The sequence below is a fragment of the Curtobacterium sp. MCBD17_040 genome (assembly GCF_003234805.2).
GTDB lineage: Bacteria > Actinomycetota > Actinomycetes > Actinomycetales > Microbacteriaceae > Curtobacterium.
Window position 1 is genome coordinate 643,445 of record NZ_CP126273.1, and the last position, 16,013, is coordinate 659,457.

The following is a 16,013-nucleotide window of genomic DNA, read 5'->3' on the forward strand; positions in this document are numbered from 1 at the left end:
CGCCCTCGCCGATCCTGGAGGCATGGAAGCACCGGTCCTGCCCCGTCGCGTCGTCGTCCCCCCGCGATCCGGCGCGCTCCCGCGTCCCGCCGGCGTCGTCGTCGCGCTCGCCGGGGCCCTGCTCGTCGGGATGCTCACGAGCATCGGCCAGAGCGGGTCGGCGTTCGTCGCCACGTTGTCGAACGCAGCCGGCCCGTGGTTCGTCGCCGCGGTCCTCCTGGTGCTCGTGGTCCGACCCGGCGCGCGTTGGGCGGCGGCGCTCGGGGTCGTGTGTCTCGAACTCATGCACGTCGGCTACTGGGCCGCGACCGTGCTCGCCGGTCGACCCGACGCACTGTCCCCGTTCGGGACATGGGAACTCCTCGGGGTCCCCGCGGGCGTCCTCGCCGGACTCGTCGCGGTCGGCGTCGTGTCCCGTGACCGCCGGGTCCGCGGTGCGGCGGCCGGCGTGGTCGGCGCCGTCCTCGTGGGTGAGGGGATCCGGGGACTCCTGGTCGTCGCAGCGACGACGAGCAGCACGGCCTGGACCTCCGAGGTCGTCGGCGGCGTCCTCTGCGTCGTCGCCGCGGTCGTCGCCGGTCGCAGCCCGATCGGCCGCGTCGTCGCGCTCGGGACGGGCGTGGTCGGGGCCGCCGGCGTGCTCGGCGCGCTCCTCGTGGTCTGACCGGCGGTCGACCCGCGGGGCACGTCCGGCCCGGCGCGGTGTCAGGCCCCGCTGGGAGGATCGACCGGTGCACCTCCTCTCGGTCCTCAGTCTGCGCAACCGCGCCCTCATCGCGCTGGTCACCATCGTCGTCGCGATCTTCGGTGGGGTCGCCCTCACGAGCCTCAAGCAGGAGCTGATCCCGAGCGTCGAGTTCCCCCAGGTCGCGATCGTCAGCACCTACCCCGGCGCGACGCCCGAGGTCGTGTCGAACGACGTGTCGACCAAGATCGAGCAGGGGATCCAGGCCGTCCCCGACCTCAAGGACACCACCGCGACGTCGTCGACGAGCCAGAGCGTCGTGTCGGCCGAGTTCCAGTACGGGTCGAACCTCGCCAGCGCCGAGGACAAGATCCAGACGGTCGTCAACGCCCTCGACCTGCCCGACAGCGTCCAGACCCAGATCGTCACGGGGTCGTTCGACGACATCCCGGTCCTCCAGCTCGCGGTCTCCGAACCCGGCACGAGCGAGCAGACCCTGGTCGGGCGGTTGAACAAGACCGCGGTGCCGGACCTCGAGAAGCTCGACGGGGTGCGTGAGGCCGACGTCTACGGCAACCCCGGACGCCGCATCGTCATCACGCCGGACCAGACGGAACTCGCCGAGCGCGGCGTCGCACAGACCGCGATCAGCGACGCCCTCGACGACAACGGCACGCTCGTCCCGGGCGGCACGATCACCGAGCACGGCCGGACCCTGTCGGTGCAGACCGGGTCGAGCCTCGGGTCGGTCGGTGACATCCGCGACCTCCCGTTGGCCGGCGCCCGCGTCGCGACCACCATCGGCGACGTCGCCGAGGTGAGGCTCGTCGAGTCCCCGCGCACGTCGATCAGCCGGGTGAACGGCAAGCCCGCGCTCACCATCGCCATCACGAAGACGCAAGAGGCCAACACCGTCGACGTCTCCCGCACCGTGCAGGACGCGCTCCCCGGCATCGAGGCGAAGGTCGACGGCTCGCCGCGGTTCACCGTCGTGTTCGACCAGGCGCCCTACATCGAGCAGTCCATCGACTCCCTGGCGGAGGAGGGCCTGCTCGGACTCGGGTTCGCGGTCGTCGTGATCCTCGTGTTCCTGCTGTCGTGGCGCTCGACCCTGGTCACCGCGATCTCGATCCCGACGAGCGTGCTGCTCACCGCGATCGGCATGGAGGCCGCCGGGTACACGCTCAACATCATCACCCTCGCCGGCCTGACGATCGCGATCGGCCGCGTGGTCGACGACTCGATCGTCGTCATCGAGAACATCAAGCGGCACATGCAACCGGGCGTCGACCGGCTGCGCGCGGTGCTCGACGGCGTCCGCGAGGTCGCCGGTGCCGTGACCGCGTCGACACTGACCACGGTCGTGGTGTTCCTGCCGGTCGCGTTCGTGCAGGAGCTCGTCGGCGAGCTGTTCCGGCCGTTCGCGCTCACCGTGTCGATCGCGCTCGCCGCGTCGCTGCTCGTCGCGCTGACGATCGTGCCGGTGCTCGCGTACTGGTGGCTCCGGCCCGGACGGGGATCCGGGCAGTACCAGTCCGCGACAGCCGACACGGCCCCGGTCGACCCCGTCGGAGCACACCGCGCGGCGCCCGCCGAACTGGTGGCGGCCGAGTCCCGGTTCGCCGCGGGGGCCTCGTCCGTCGACACGACGCTCGGCAGCGCCGCGGACCTGCACGACGCCGGGCACCGCGACCGCCTGCGCCGGGGCTACCTGCCCGTGCTCGACTGGGTGCTGCGGTTCCCGGCGCTCGTCCTCGTCCTCGCCGTGCTCGTCCTCGGTGGCACCGCGGCTGCGCTCCCGTTCGTCAAGACCAACTACCTCGGCGACTCCGGGCAGAACACCTTCACGGTGAGCCAGTCGCTCGCACCGGCCACGAGCCTCGCGGAGCAGTCCCGCTCGGCGCGCCGGGTGGAGCGCGCGCTGCGTGACGTGGACGGCGTCGACACCGTCCAGGTGACGATCGGCTCGAGCGGCAACTCGATCCAGGCCGCCTTCGGCGGTGGGGGGAGCGCGTCGATCACGTACTCCGTCACCACGGACGACAGCGCGGACCAGACGGCCCTGCAGTCCCGGGCGCGTGCCCGGCTCCGGGCGCTCTCCGGCGTCGGGACGGTCTCGCTCGCCTCGACCTCGGGCTTCGGGTCGACGTCGGACATCGACGTCGACGTGACCGCCCCGACGCAGGCCCGGCTCCGGTCGGCGGCCGAGCAGGTGCTCCACGCCATGCAGGACGTGCCGAACACGACGGGTGCGTCGAGCAACCTGTCCGCCGCGCAGCCCTACCTGGCCGTCCGTGTCGACCGCGCGAAGGCGGCCGCGGCGGGCCTCACCGAGACCCAGGTCGGCGGGATCGTCGCGGCATCGGTGTCGCCGCAGGACAAGGGGACGGTCGAGTTCGGCGACCAGACGCTCGACGTGTACATCGAGAACCCGCACCCGCCGACCAGCGCGCAGGCCCTGCGCGACCTGTCGATCCCGACCGCCGCAGGTGCCGTGCCGCTGTCGTCCGTCGCCACGGTCGACCAGTCGAACGGGCCGACCACGGTCACGACCTCGAACGCGGTGCGCACGGCGACGATCACGGTCACGCCGTCGGCGACGAACCTCGGCGCCGCGACGCAGTCCGTGACCGACGCCGTGGACGGCCTCCACCTGTCGAAGGGTGCTGAGGCCTCCATCGGCGGTGTCGCATCGAGCCAGTCGTCGGCGTTCCGACAGCTCCTCCTCGCCGCGCTCATCGCGATCCTCATCGTCTACGTCGTGATGGTGGCGACCTTCCGCAGCCTGCTCCAGCCGCTCCTCCTGCTGGTGTCGATCCCGTTCGCGGCGACCGGCGCGATCCTGCTGCAGGTGGCGTCGGGGATCCCGATCGGCGTCGCGTCGCTCATCGGCGTGCTCATGCTCGTCGGCATCGTCGTGACGAACGCGATCGTGCTCATCGACCTCGTCAACCAGTACCGGCGACGGGGGTTGCGCGTCCGGGAGGCGCTCGTGGAGGGCGCGGCCCGACGTCTCCGGCCGATCCTGATGACGGCACTCGCCACGATCTTCGCGCTCGTGCCGATGGCGGTGGGCATCACCGGACACAACGGGTTCATCTCGCAGCCGCTCGCGCTCGTCGTGATCGGAGGCCTCGTGTCGTCGACGCTCCTGACCCTCGTGGTCCTCCCGGCGCTCTACTACGTGGTCGAGCGTCGGCGGGAACGGTTCACGGACGTGCGGACGAGCGTGCCCGTGTCGGTCCCCGGTGCGCGGGAGGCCCACCACCCGCGGCACTGACCCCCGACCGAGCGGCACCCGCTCTCGGGACTGTCACAGGGTGCTCCCACCGCCGACACTGGTGGTCGTGACCATCCGCGACGTCCCGAGAGCCCAGCGCGCGACCACCGAGTGGTCCGGGATGACGTACATCCACACCGGTGCGGAGCTGCTGCTCGGCATCTCGTTCATCGTCACCGTGGTGTTCGCCGCGCTCGGTGTGGTCGAGCACCACCGCTCGATCGTCGCGGAGGTCGCGGCGATCGCGTTCATCTGCTCCCTCGCCGCCGTGCTCCTCGACTGGGTCACCGCGACCGACGAGGACCCGCGCGGCTGGGACTGACACCTTCCCACGGAAGCGGCCCCGTTCCTCCCGGGAGGAGCGGGGCCGTCGTCATGTCCCTGTCGGGCGTCAGCCGAGTCGGCGACGGAAGTACGCGACGACCCGTTCGCTCATCGCGCGGTCGAGCTGCGCGATCGAGTGCGCGGTGCCGCGGACCTCGACGAGGGTCACGGGGACGCCGTGCCGTCGCAGGGCGCGCGCCAGGTGCTGCGACTCCCACAGCGGGATGAACTCGTGGGTGCTGTGCCCGATGAAGAAGGGCGGGGTCTGCGCGGTCACGTCGTCGACGGGGGAGGCCCGCCGCGCCGCCGGACAGTCGGCGTAGCGGGTGCATCCCAGGTAGAGCAGCTGTTTCCGAGCGAACGACGGCGTCACGCCGCCGGCGCCCGTGGAGGCTGCCGTCAGGTCCGAGGGCCCGCTCAGCTCCGCGACGGCCCGGATCCGGTCCCCGTTCGCGTACGCGGTCGACGCGTGGTCCTGCACCGCGAGCATCGCGGCGAGGTTCCCGCCGGCGCTCCCGCCGAACACCCCCACGCGTTCCCGGTCGACGCGGAACCGGGTGAGCGTCGTCGTGCGGAACACCCAGTCGAGGGCGCGCCGGACGTCGTCGAGTCCGGCGGGGAACGGGTCCGTCGGCGCCAGGCGGTAGTCGACGTCGAACACCACGAAGCCCTGGGATGCGAAGTACTCGCACACCGCGTGGTAGGCCGCGGTCGCCTTGTCACCGTGTGACCAGCTGCCGCCGTGGATCATCATGACGGCAGGGCGGTCGGTGGTGCCCTGTCCCGCCTGCGCGCCGACCCCGCCACCCGGCAGGGGCGCAGCGGTCGCGGTCGCGGTCGCCGCGGCGGCCTCGTGCCCGGCGGGCAGGCAGACGTCGAGGCGCTGCAGCCGGTCCTCGCCGTACGCGACGTCGGACACGGTCCGGATGTCCGGGTACCGCAGCGACAGCGGGTAGATCACCGGTCCCGCGTCGACCGTGGCGTTCGTGTCGCCGGTGGGGCCCTGGACGCATCCGGTGAGCACGAGCACGAGCGCGAGCACGACCGTGGTGAGGGCCGGGAGCCGTCGGTGGTCCCCGACGCGTGCGACACCGCGTGCGTGACGGCGCTGACGGACGGGAGACGGCATCGCGCCCAACCTATCGGGAGCATCCGTGCGGGGCTGGCGTCTCTCCGGGTTCGCGACTAATGTAGGTAGGTCAGCTCTCGACAGCGCGGCATGTGGCCGCGACGGGTGTGTGTGTCTCGAGGGCTGGAGTCACGTCGATCACGACGGGACGGACCCCCTCCCCGCACTTCGATCCGGCCGACGGCGCCTCGGGTCCTGCGGCATGTCTGCACGCCGGAAAGAACTCGCATGTCCCCCTTCAAGAAGGGCGCGCCCTCGCGCGCCGACAACACCGCCCGCCACGCGAACGGCACCCCTGCCTCGCGGAGCCCGAAGCACCGCGGCTACCGTGCCGAGGAGCCGTCCGTTGGTCGCCAGAAGGCGCGGTGGGACGCGGCGGAGCGCCGCGACCGCGCCGCGTCCGGGGAGCGCTCCGGCCGCCCGAACTGGGAGCCGCGCAGCAACGACGACGACCGCAGCCGCGGGCGGTTCCCGCGCGACGACCGGCGCGGTGCGCGGTCGTCCGACCGGGACGACCGCGGCGGCCGTTCGTCCGGTCGGGACGACCGGGGCGGCCGGTCGTACGACCGGAGCGACCGGCCGCAGCGTCCCAACGACCGAGATGACCGTGGCGGCCGTTCGTACGACCGGAGCGACCGGCCGCAGCGTTCGTACGACCGGAGCGACCGGCCGCAGCGTTCGTACGATCGTGATGACCGCGGTGGACGTTCGTTCGACCGGAGCGACCGGCCGCAGCGCTCGTACGACCGGAACGACCGGCCGCAGCGTTCGTTCGACCGGAACGACCGGAACGATCGGCCGCAGCGTTCGTTCGACCGGGACGACCGGCCGCAGCGTTCGTTCGACCGGGACGACCGGCCGCAGCGTTCGTTCGACCGGGACGACCGGCCGCAGCGTTCGTTCGACCGGGACGACCGGCCGCAGCGTTCGTTCGACCGGAACGACCGGCCGCAGCGTTCGTTCGACCGGAACGACCGGCCGCAGCGCTCGTACGACCGGAACGACCGGAACGACCGGCCGCAGCGTTCGTTCGACCGGAACGACCGGAACGACCGGCCGCAGCGTTCGTTCGACCGGAACGACCGGAGCGACCGGCCGCAGCGCTCGTACGACCGGGACGACCGGCCGCAGCGTTCGTTCGACCGGAACGACCGGAGCGACCGGCCGCAGCGTTCGTTCGACCGCGATGACCGGACCGGTCGCACCCCGCGCGCCGCAGAGCGCTCGGGCCGCCACTTCGGCGATGCCCGTGAGGACCGTGCCGCTTACGTGCCCGCGGACGACGTCAAGCTCGAGAAGCTCCAGGCCGAGGCCACCGTCGCCGCGGACGTCGAGGGCGTGACCTTCGGCGACCTCGGCATCGGCTCCAACATCGTGCGGGTGCTCGCGGAGCTCGGCGCGGATCGTCCGTTCCCGATCCAGGCCGCGACGATCCCGGACGTCCTCGCTGGCAAGGACGTGCTCGGTCGAGGCCGCACGGGCTCCGGCAAGACGATCGCGTTCGGCGCGCCCCTCGTCGAGAAGCTCATGGAGAACGGTGGGGGCAAGAACCGCCGGATGGGCCGCAACCCCCGTGCGCTCATCCTGGCGCCGACGCGCGAGCTGGCGCTGCAGATCGACCGCACCGTCCAGCCGATCGCCCGTGCGGTGGGCCTGTTCACGACCCAGATCTACGGCGGGGTGCCGCAGGGCCGTCAGGTGGGCGCTCTGCAGCGCGGTGTCGACATCATCGTGGGCACGCCGGGTCGCATCGAGGACCTCATGGAGCAGGGGCGCCTCGACCTCAGCGAGGTCGTCGTCACCGTGCTCGACGAAGCCGACCACATGTGCGACCTCGGGTTCCTCGAGCCCGTCCGGCGCATCCTCCAGGCGACCGCCGACGTCACGCCGACCGGTGCGCGCGCGCAGAAGCTGCTGTTCAGCGCGACGCTCGACACCCAGGTCGCGGCGCTCGTCGACGAGTTCCTCGTCGAGCCGTCCGTGCACGAGGTCCTCGGTGAGGACCAGGCGTCGTCGACGATCGACCACCAGGTCCTCGTCGTCGAGCAGCGCGAGAAGGACCGCGTCATCGAGGAACTCGCGAGCGGCGACGGCAAGACCGTGGTGTTCGCGCGGACCCGTGCCTACGCCGAGCGTCTGGCCGACCAGCTCGAGGACGCCGGCATCCGAGCGACGAGCCTGCACGGCGACCTCAACCAGTCCCGACGCACCCGGAACCTGTCGCTCCTGACGAGCGGCCGGGTGAACGTCCTGGTCGCCACGGACGTCGCGGCGCGCGGCATCCACGTCGACGACGTCTCGCTCGTCATCCAGGCGGACCTGCCGGACGAGTGCAAGACGTACACACACCGCGCCGGACGCACCGGCCGTGCCGGCAAGGAGGGCACCGTCGTGACCCTCGTCACGCGGAACCGCGTCCGGAAGATGGAGGGCATGCTCGAGCGCGCCGAGATCGACGCACCGATGACGCCCGTCGCTCCCGGCGACGCGCTCGTCACGGAGCTCGCGCAGCGCTGACGCCGGGCGCGATCACGGACGGGAGGGACGGCGCGGGGTGACCCGCGCCGTCCCTCCCGTCGTTCCCCACCTGCGCGTCAGGACACGAAGAAGAGGAGTCCGCGGACGTACCCGGCCTGTCCAGCGTGCTGGACGCAGTCGTCGAGGATGCTGACGAGGCGGACGCCGGCGGTCACGGGCGGGTCCCATGCCTCGTCGACCACGGCGTCGAGGTCCTCGGGTGCGAGGCCCCGGACGTACTCGAGTGTCCGGGCGGTGGTCGCGCGGAGGTAACCGAGCAGCAGGTCGGACGATGCGCGGACCCGTCCGACGTCGTCGCGGGACATGCCGTACCCGAGCGCGTCGGCCGGGAACGGCAGGCCGAACCGGTCGTACCAGCCGTCGCTCGTCCACACCTGCTCGCTGCCGGTGAGGTCGGCGATCTGCGCGTCCTGCCCGCGGGCGATGTGCCAGGCGAGCCAGGCGAGCGTGTTCGCACCGGCGGCGGGCCGAGCGGCGAGCTGGTCCTCCGACAGGTTCCGGACGGCGCGTTCGACGGTCTCGGGGACGCGGGCGAACGCTTCGGCGAGGAGTTCTGCTGGTGTCATGTCCGCCACGCTAGCCCCGGGCGCCGACGGTGGACGGGCGGACCCGGGACGCTGTGGAGGATCAGCCCGCGGCGTGGACCGCGTCCGGGCAGCCGTCGGCGCTGGCGCACTCGCCCAGGCGCGCGGCGACCTGCTCGAACGCCCGCGCGAGCGGGACGAGGTACTCGGTGGGGATCCCGGACTCGAACGCCGCGCGGTAGACGACCCCGATCTGCTCGGCGGTCTCGGCCCCCGTCGGCGTGAGTTGCAGGAGGACGCTCCGCCGGTCCTCCGGGTTCGGGCGTCGCTCGATGTGTCCGCGGTCGACCAGGCGGTCGACGAGGTTCGTGGTGGCACCGGTCGAGAGTGCGAGGTACTCGCTCGCCTGCTTCGGGGTGACGCCGGCCTCCGCGACCGAGAGGAAGAACACGAAGCGCGCGTCCGTGGCGTTGAGTCCGCGCGCGGCGCTCTCGCGGGTCAGCACGCGGGCGTGGTGCACCTGCATGAGGCGGTACGCATTGAGCACGCGGGAGAGTGCCGCCGCGTCCGTGCCCGCGTCCGCGTCCGTGCCCGGGGCCCTGTCCGTGGCCGTGGTGGTGTTGTCCGTCATGTCGTCCCTGATCGTCGGCGGCGCCGAGCGTGCTCCCGCCGGCACTCCATCCTCGCTCGTCGCATCTCGATCAGCAAGTATCTTGATAATCAAGCCATGTCCCCAGCAGTGGGGGTATGGCTCGGCTTGTAAGCAGCACGACGGGAAAGTAACTTGATGGTCGTACCAAATCCCACATCGCAGACCACATCGCAAGGAGTACCGTCATGCCCCGCGTCAGCCCCCGCACCGCCCGTGTCGCCGCCTGGATCGCCATCCCCGCCGCCTTGATCGCCTCCGGCGTCGTCGTCTCCACCGCCTCGTACTCGGCCTTCTCCGCCACGACGGTGAACCCCACCAGCAACTGGACCGCCGGGACCGTCGCCCTCTCGGACGACGACGCGAACACCGCACTCTTCTCGGCCACCAACCTCAAGCCGGGTTCGACCGGCTCGAACTGCATCACGGTCACCTCGACGGGCTCGCTCGCTTCGGCCGTCAAGCTCTACGGCACGAGCGCGGCCACCACGAACGGGCTCTCGTCCTACGTGAACATCTCGGTCCAGCAGGGCACCGGCGGCGGCTTCGGCAGCTGCACGGGCTTCACCCCCTCGAGCACCAACGGCACGCTCTACACGGGCACGCTCGCGAACTTCGCGTCCTCGTACACGAACTACAGCAACGGCCTCGGCACCTGGACCCCGACCGGCTCCGCCTCGGAGTCGCGCGTCTACCAGGTCACCTACACGGTCTCGTCGACCACCCCGAACTCGGCGCAGGCCGGCACGGCGGCGCTCGGCCTCACCTGGGAGGCCCAGAACAGCTGAGCCCCCACCTCCTGACCGCCCGTGACGGCGAGCGGTCAGGACCGGCGGGACCGGGCGCGCCCCCACTGCGCCCGGTCCCGCCGACACCACCACCGTCGACCGGGAGGCACGACCTCCCACCCAGCACCACCCACCAGCCCGATCCACCACCAGCGGTGCCGCCCCCGAGGAACGAGTCATGACCACGACCAACATCGCCATCCCGGCCCCCGCCGCGGTGCCCGCGGTGCGCGTGGACCGGCTCCGTGACCTGCGCGACTGGAACCGCCTGGTCATCGCCACCGTCGCACGCGGCGTCATCGCCACCATCCTCGGCATGGCGCTCTGGGCCGTGGCACCGGCCGTCATCGGCTGGCATCCCACCACCGTCATGACGGGTTCGATGGAGCCGCGCCTCCAGCCGGGCGACGTCGTCGTCTCGAAGCCGGTCGCGCCGACCTCCCTCCACCTCGGTCAGGTCCTGCTGTACGACGACCCCGACCAGCCGGGCGAGCTCCGTCTCCACCGCTTCCACGAGGCGGGCGAGGACGGCCAGATCATCACCAAGGGCGACGCCAACCCGCAGGCGGACTCCACGCCGATCACGCGCAGCGCCGTCCACGGTGTCGGGTTCATCCGCGTGCCGTACATCGGGATGCCCGTCATGTGGCTCCGCGACGGTGAGTGGAAGAAGGTCGCGATCCTCGTCCTCGCGCTCACCGCCATGGCGTTCCTGTCCACGATCGACGCACCGCTCCGTCGCGGCCCCGTCGTCGCCGCGACGGACGACGACGAAGCCGGGGAGGGCCTCCCGGACGACGTCGACGACCTGCTCATCCCCGTCCTCGTCGACGAGGACGAGGACGACGACGCGGACGTGCCGTCCGGTGCCCCCGCGGCACAGGGCCGGGAGGGACGTCGCCGTCTCCCCGCTCGCCTGTTCGCCCTCATCGTCGGCTCGGCCGTCGCGCTCGCCGCCGTCGGGACCGGACTGCTCCTGCCGAGCAAAGCCGAGGCCGCGCCCTTCGGCGCCATGACCTCCACGAGCGCGTCCTTCGGGGCCGCCTCGTCGTTCTCCTGCCTCGGTCGCACCGTGACCTACTCACCGACGATCGACTACGCGTTCAACGCGGCGTCGGGCACGAGCGAGACCGACCTCGGTTCCAGCGGCACGACGGCCACGCTGTCGAGCGGTGTCACCCGCGTCGCCGGCACGTGCGGTTCGAGCCCGTACGTCACGCTCGACGGCGCGACCGGTCAGGTCACCTCGACGTCCACCACCAAGATCACCGCCCCCTCCGTGTTCACGGTCGAGGCGTGGATCCGGACCTCCACCGCCGCGGGCAAGGTCATCGGCTTCGGCAACAGCCAGACGGGCAGCTCGAGCGCGTACGACCGACAGCTGTACATCAACTCGGCGGGCGCCGTCTCGTTCAGCGTCTACAACAGCGGCAACATCACCCTCACGTCGACCAAGACGGTGACGGACGGCCGGTGGCACCACGTGGTCGGCACGATGTCGTCGAGCGGCATGGTCCTCTACGTCGACGGCGTCAGCGTCGCCACGAACACGAACACCGCTGCCGAGCCCGACTCCGGCTGGTGGCGCATCGGGTACGACAACCTGAGCGGCTGGCAGAACGCGCCCACGAGCAACTACTACAAGGGCGACCTCGACGACGTCGCGGTCTACAACTCGGCCCTGTCGGCTGCCCAGGTCAGCGCGCTCTACTCCGCCGGCCGCTGATCCTCCCAGACCCCCGCGGTGCGCGGTGTCCCTGACCGGCACCGTGACCGCGGGCCCACACCCCGGCGCAGCCGGCGATGTCCGCGGTGCCCGCTACCGTGACCTGGTCCGGACGCTCCGGGCGCAGCGGCGGAGGGGGCACATGCGGATCCTGCACACGGGGGACTGGCACCTCGGGCGGACACTGCTCGGCGCGGACCTGCTCGACCACCAGGCGGCCTTCCTGGACCACCTCGTCGATCTCGTGCAGGAGCACGCGGTGGACCTGGTCGTCGTCGCGGGCGACGTCTACGACCGGGCGGTTCCACCCGTACCGGCCGTCCGCATGCTGTCCCGCGTGCTGGAGCGACTGAGCGCCCTCGCCCCCGTCGTCGTGACGCCCGGCAACCACGACTCCGCCGTGCGCCTCGGCTTCGCCGCCGGCGTGATGGCGGAACGGGTCCGGATCCTCGCCGAGGTCGAGCGGCTGCACGAGCCGGTCCTCCTGGACGACGACCACGGCACGGTCGCCGTCTACGGGGTGCCCTACCTCGCGCCGGACATGGTGCGCCATGCGCTCGCGGCCGATCCCGACGCGCCGCTCGCGCGCTCGCACGAGGCCGTCGTCCGTGCCGCACTCGACCGGGTCCGCGCCGACCTCGGTCGCCGTCCCGGTGTCCGGAGCGTCGTGGTCGCGCACGCGTTCGTCGGCGGCGGCGCACCGAGCGAGAGCGAGCAGGACATCCGCGTGGGCGGTGTCGACCGCGTGCCCGCGGGCGTGTTCGACGGCATCGACTACGTCGCTCTCGGGCACCTGCACGGCCCGCAGCGGGTCGGCGACGGCGACCGCATCCGGTACGCCGGTTCGCCGCTCGCGTTCTCGTTCGGCGAGCGGCACCAGCGCAAGTCGGTGACCCTCGTGGAGCTCGGTGCGGACGGCGGGGTGTCCGTCGAGTTGCTCCCCGCACCCGTGCCGCGGCGGCTCGTCGACGTCCGGGCGACGATGGCCGAGATCGAGCAGGGGGCGGCCGCCGAGCACGCCGATGCCTGGGTCCGTGTGAGCGTCACCGACACCGTGCATCCGGATCGCATGTACGCGCGGGTGAAGGACCGGTTCCCCCACGCGCTGTCGATCCTCCACGAGCCCGCGGGCGGTGCCACCGATCGCACCGCCGCGACCGTCACCGCCGCGTCGGACCCGGTCGAGGTCGCGGCCGACTTCGTGACGTTCGCGACCGGTGGCCCGGCGACCGAGGCCGAGACCGCCGTGTTGCGCGACGCGTACGAGGCCGCCCTCGCCGCCGGAGGGGAGCGCTGATGTACCTGCACCACCTCCGTCTCGCCGCCATCGGTCCGTACGCCGAGACGGTCGACATCGACTTCGCGGCGCTCGGGGCCTCGGGTGTGTTCCTGCTGGAAGGGCCGACGGGTGCGGGCAAGTCGACGATCATCGACGCCGTCGTGTTCGCCCTCTACGGGTCGCTCGCGGGCGAGGGTGCGAGCAAGGACCGCCTCCACAGCCACCACGCCGATGCCGGGGTCGAGCCGTTCGTCGAGCTCGTGTTCGAGACCGCGGCAGGGGTCCACCGGGTCCGGCGCACCCCCGCCCACGACCGCCCGAAGAAGAGCGGAGGCGGCACGACGCGGCAGAACGCGTCAGCCCGCCTGTGGCGGCTGGCCGCGCCCGGGGACGCCGTCGGGGAACCCCTGTCGATCGCGACGCAAGAGGTCGGCGCCGAGGTCCAGCGCATCATCGGGCTCGACCGCGCCCAGTTCGTGCAGACCGTCGTGCTGCCGCAGGGGGAGTTCGCCCGCTTCCTGCGCGCTCCCGGTGAGGACCGTCGTGCACTGCTGCAGTCGCTGTTCGGCACGGACGTGTACGAGCGCACGACCGAGGAACTCGTCGCTCGCCGCCGTGCGGCCGCCGCGGCGGTCGAGCGTGCGGACGCCGCCGTGCACGACGCGCTCAACCGCCTCGCCGAGGCGGCGGGCCTCGAGACCGTCGACGAACTCACGGCCGATGCCGTGGTCGCCGAGGTCACCGCCGCCGCGCACGAGGCGACCACGGCCCGGGACGCCGCGGCGGGTGCCGCCGCGCGCGCTCGCGCCGACCTGGCGGACGCGGAACGCCGGGCGCGGTCACTCCGGCGCCGGGCGGACCTGCTCCGCCGACAGGCCGCGCTGTCGGACCGCGCGGAGCAGGTCGCCGGTGCCCGGGCCCGGCTCGAGCTCGCGGAACGGGCCGGTCGCGTGCTCGGCCTGGTCGTCGGCCTCGACACCGCCCGGACGCGTGCGGAGCGTCGCGGCGCGGACCTCGCGCGGGTCGTCGCCGAGCACCGGGACGCCCTCACACGACACACCGTCGGGGTGGGCGCCGGAGCCGGCGGCGCGCCGCTGGACGCGGGCGGCAGCGTGTTCGAGGACCTCGAGTCGATGCCGGCGGTCGACACCACCGCGCTCGCCGCGCACGCCGCCGCGCTCCGCGACGTCGTCGCGGGCGCGCGACACGCCGTCGCGCTCGAGCGCGATCTGCCGGCCCGGCGCGCCGCCCTCGCCTCGGCCCGCACCGAGCTCGCCCGCGCCGAGGAGCGCCGCGCCGCGCTCGAACCCCTCCTCGACGCCCGGCCCGCCGAACGGCTCGCGCTCGTCACGACCTCCCGTGCGGCCGCCGACCGGGCCGCCGACGGACCCGTCGCGGAGCGCGCGCTGGCCGACCTCGACGCCGTGCGGGCCCTGCTCGACGACCGGGACCGCGCCGCGGCCGACGCGACCGCCGCCGACGCCGACCTCGCCGCCGCGTCGCTCCGGGCGCAGGCGGCCATCACGCACGAGGCCGACCTGCGGACACGACGGGCGGCGGGCCTCGCGGGTGAGCTCGCCGGCGTCCTGACGCCGGGAGAGCCCTGCCCGGTGTGTGGTTCCGTCGACCACCCGGCGGTCGCGGCGCCGCTCGACGGCCACCCGACGGACGACGACATCGAGGCCGCCGCCGACGCCCGCGCCACCGCCGACGTCGACCAACGCGCCGCCGCCGCTCGGCAGGCCGTCGCGCGGCGTGAGTGCGACCGGCTCACCACCGCCATCGGTGCGGCGACGCCCGAGTCCGTCGCCGCGACCGCGTCGGCGCTGCGCGACCGGATCGCGCGTGCGCACGCTGCCGCGGCCGAGGTCGCCCGGGCCGAGGAGCGACTCGAGGCGTTCGACCGCGACACCCGCGCCCTGGCCGAGGAACGCAGCACGCTGGCCGCGCAGGTGGCGGCCGGGCGCGCCGGCCACGCCGCCGATGCCGCCGCGCTCGCCGCCGACGAGGCCATCGTGGAGCGCTGCCGTGCCTCGGTGGTCGACGCCGGCGGTGTCGGCACCGGCTCGCTCGACCAGGCCGTCGCCGCGCTCGATCGTGACGCGGCCGCCTGCGCAGCCGTCGCCGCCGCGGCGGACGCACTGCGGAGCGACGACCGTGACGTGCTGGCCCGCGCAGCGGAGGTCGAGCGCGCGCTGGGGGACGCGGGGTTCGCCGACGCCGACGCCGCCCGCGCCGCCGGGCTCGGGCCGGACGAGGCGGCGCGGCTCCGGTCCGAGGTCGCGGGAGCCGAACGCGAGCACGCGGTCGTGCAGGCCGGCCTCGCCGAGGCGGACGTCGCCGCGGCCGAGCACGACGCCGTCGACGGAGCCGAGTTGGAGGCCGTCCGGACGCGTGCCGACGGAGCCGAGGAGGCCCTCCAGGCCGCCACCGGTGCGGCGGCGACCGCGGAGGCCCGTGCGGTCGCGACCTCGGCTCGACGCGCCGACCTCACCCGGGCGGTCCGGGCACGACAGGAGACCTCGGCCGAGAGCCGCGCGGTGGTCCGCCTCGCCGACATCGCGACCGCGGCGTCGAGCGTCAACCCGACGGGCATCACGCTCGGCACGTACGTGCTCATGCGGCGGTTCGAGGACGTCGTCGCCGCCGCGAACAGTCGACTCGGCGCGATGCTCGGGGGCCGGTTCGCGCTCGAGGCCTCGGACGAGCGCGAGACGTCCTCGCGCGCCCGTCGCACGGGCCTGGCGCTCGCGGTGCGCGACCACGAGACCGGAAGGACGCGCGACCCGCGGAGCCTGTCGGGTGGCGAGACGTTCACGACGTCGCTGTGTCTGGCGCTCGGCCTCGCCGACGTCGTCCAGGCCGAGGCCGGCGGTGTCGAGCTCGGCACCCTGTTCGTGGACGAGGGGTTCGGCACGCTCGACCCGGAGACGCTCGACGGCGTCGTCGGGCAGCTGACGCGTCTGACGGCCGGCGGACGCCAGGTCGGCATCGTCAGCCACGTCGAGGAACTCAAGCAGCGGATCCCCGACCGGATCGAGGTCCGGCGAGCACCGGGCGGAGGGTCGACGGTGCGGACGACGGTGTGACC

At 73.2% G+C, this 16,013-nt stretch carries 11 protein-coding genes; 8 read left to right on the forward strand and 3 right to left on the reverse strand.

Annotation, left to right across the window (positions count from 1 at the left end; translation table 11 throughout):
* The first annotated feature begins 22 nt into the window (after positions 1-22).
* From DEI94_RS03125 to DEI94_RS03135, 3 genes are all read left to right on the forward strand, one after another.
* Positions 23-664, forward strand: a complete 642-nt coding sequence (locus DEI94_RS03125; RefSeq protein WP_111026502.1) for a DUF6518 family protein — start codon at positions 23-25, stop codon at positions 662-664.
* Between the two features lie 67 nt (positions 665-731).
* Positions 732-3,965, forward strand: coding sequence for an efflux RND transporter permease subunit (locus tag DEI94_RS03130; RefSeq protein ID WP_111026501.1), 3,234 nt, complete (start codon positions 732-734; stop codon positions 3,963-3,965).
* Positions 3,966-4,032: 67 nt separating this feature from the next.
* A complete protein-coding gene (locus DEI94_RS03135) occupies positions 4,033-4,287 on the forward strand; it encodes a hypothetical protein (RefSeq protein WP_146242790.1) in 255 nt (84 codons plus the stop codon).
* A gap of 69 nt (positions 4,288-4,356) precedes the next feature.
* On the opposite strand, the gene DEI94_RS03140 is transcribed toward DEI94_RS03135, so the two are convergent.
* Positions 4,357-5,418: an alpha/beta hydrolase gene (locus DEI94_RS03140; protein WP_111026500.1), complete on the reverse strand. Its 1,062-nt coding sequence runs from the start codon at positions 5,416-5,418 to the stop codon at positions 4,357-4,359.
* A 228-nt stretch (positions 5,419-5,646) separates the two neighbouring features.
* Between DEI94_RS03140 and DEI94_RS03145 the strand changes: the two genes are divergently transcribed.
* On the forward strand, positions 5,647-7,935 hold the full coding sequence (locus DEI94_RS03145; RefSeq protein WP_284183729.1) for a DEAD/DEAH box helicase: 2,289 nt from the start codon (positions 5,647-5,649) through the stop codon (positions 7,933-7,935).
* Positions 7,936-8,012: 77 nt separating this feature from the next.
* Here the strand turns inward: DEI94_RS03145 and DEI94_RS03150 are convergent, their stop codons facing one another.
* Both DEI94_RS03150 and DEI94_RS03155 read right to left on the reverse strand, forming a co-directional pair.
* Positions 8,013-8,522: a mycothiol transferase gene (locus tag DEI94_RS03150; RefSeq protein ID WP_111010178.1), complete on the reverse strand. Its 510-nt coding sequence runs from the start codon at positions 8,520-8,522 to the stop codon at positions 8,013-8,015.
* Between the two features lie 61 nt (positions 8,523-8,583).
* Complete coding sequence (locus DEI94_RS03155; RefSeq protein WP_111026498.1) at positions 8,584-9,111, reverse strand: MarR family winged helix-turn-helix transcriptional regulator; 528 nt, start codon at positions 9,109-9,111, stop codon at positions 8,584-8,586.
* 206 nt (positions 9,112-9,317) lie between these two features.
* Between DEI94_RS03155 and DEI94_RS03160 the strand changes: the two genes are divergently transcribed.
* The 4 genes from DEI94_RS03160 (at position 9,318) to DEI94_RS03175 (ending at position 16,011) form a co-directional block, all read left to right on the forward strand.
* Positions 9,318-9,917 carry a M73 family metallopeptidase gene (locus DEI94_RS03160; RefSeq protein WP_111010174.1) on the forward strand — a complete coding sequence of 200 codons (600 nt, stop codon included), beginning with the start codon at positions 9,318-9,320 and terminating at the stop codon, positions 9,915-9,917.
* 178 nt (positions 9,918-10,095) lie between these two features.
* Positions 10,096-11,643 carry a signal peptidase I gene (locus DEI94_RS03165; protein WP_111026497.1) on the forward strand — a complete coding sequence of 516 codons (1,548 nt, stop codon included), beginning with the start codon at positions 10,096-10,098 and terminating at the stop codon, positions 11,641-11,643.
* 142 nt (positions 11,644-11,785) lie between these two features.
* On the forward strand, positions 11,786-12,940 hold the full coding sequence (locus DEI94_RS03170) for an exonuclease SbcCD subunit D (RefSeq protein ID WP_111026496.1): 1,155 nt from the start codon (positions 11,786-11,788) through the stop codon (positions 12,938-12,940).
* Positions 12,940-16,011, forward strand: coding sequence for an AAA family ATPase (locus DEI94_RS03175; protein WP_111026495.1), 3,072 nt, complete (start codon positions 12,940-12,942; stop codon positions 16,009-16,011). The genes DEI94_RS03170 and DEI94_RS03175 overlap by 1 nt, the downstream gene beginning before the upstream one ends.
* The last annotated feature ends 2 nt before the right edge of the window (positions 16,012-16,013 follow it).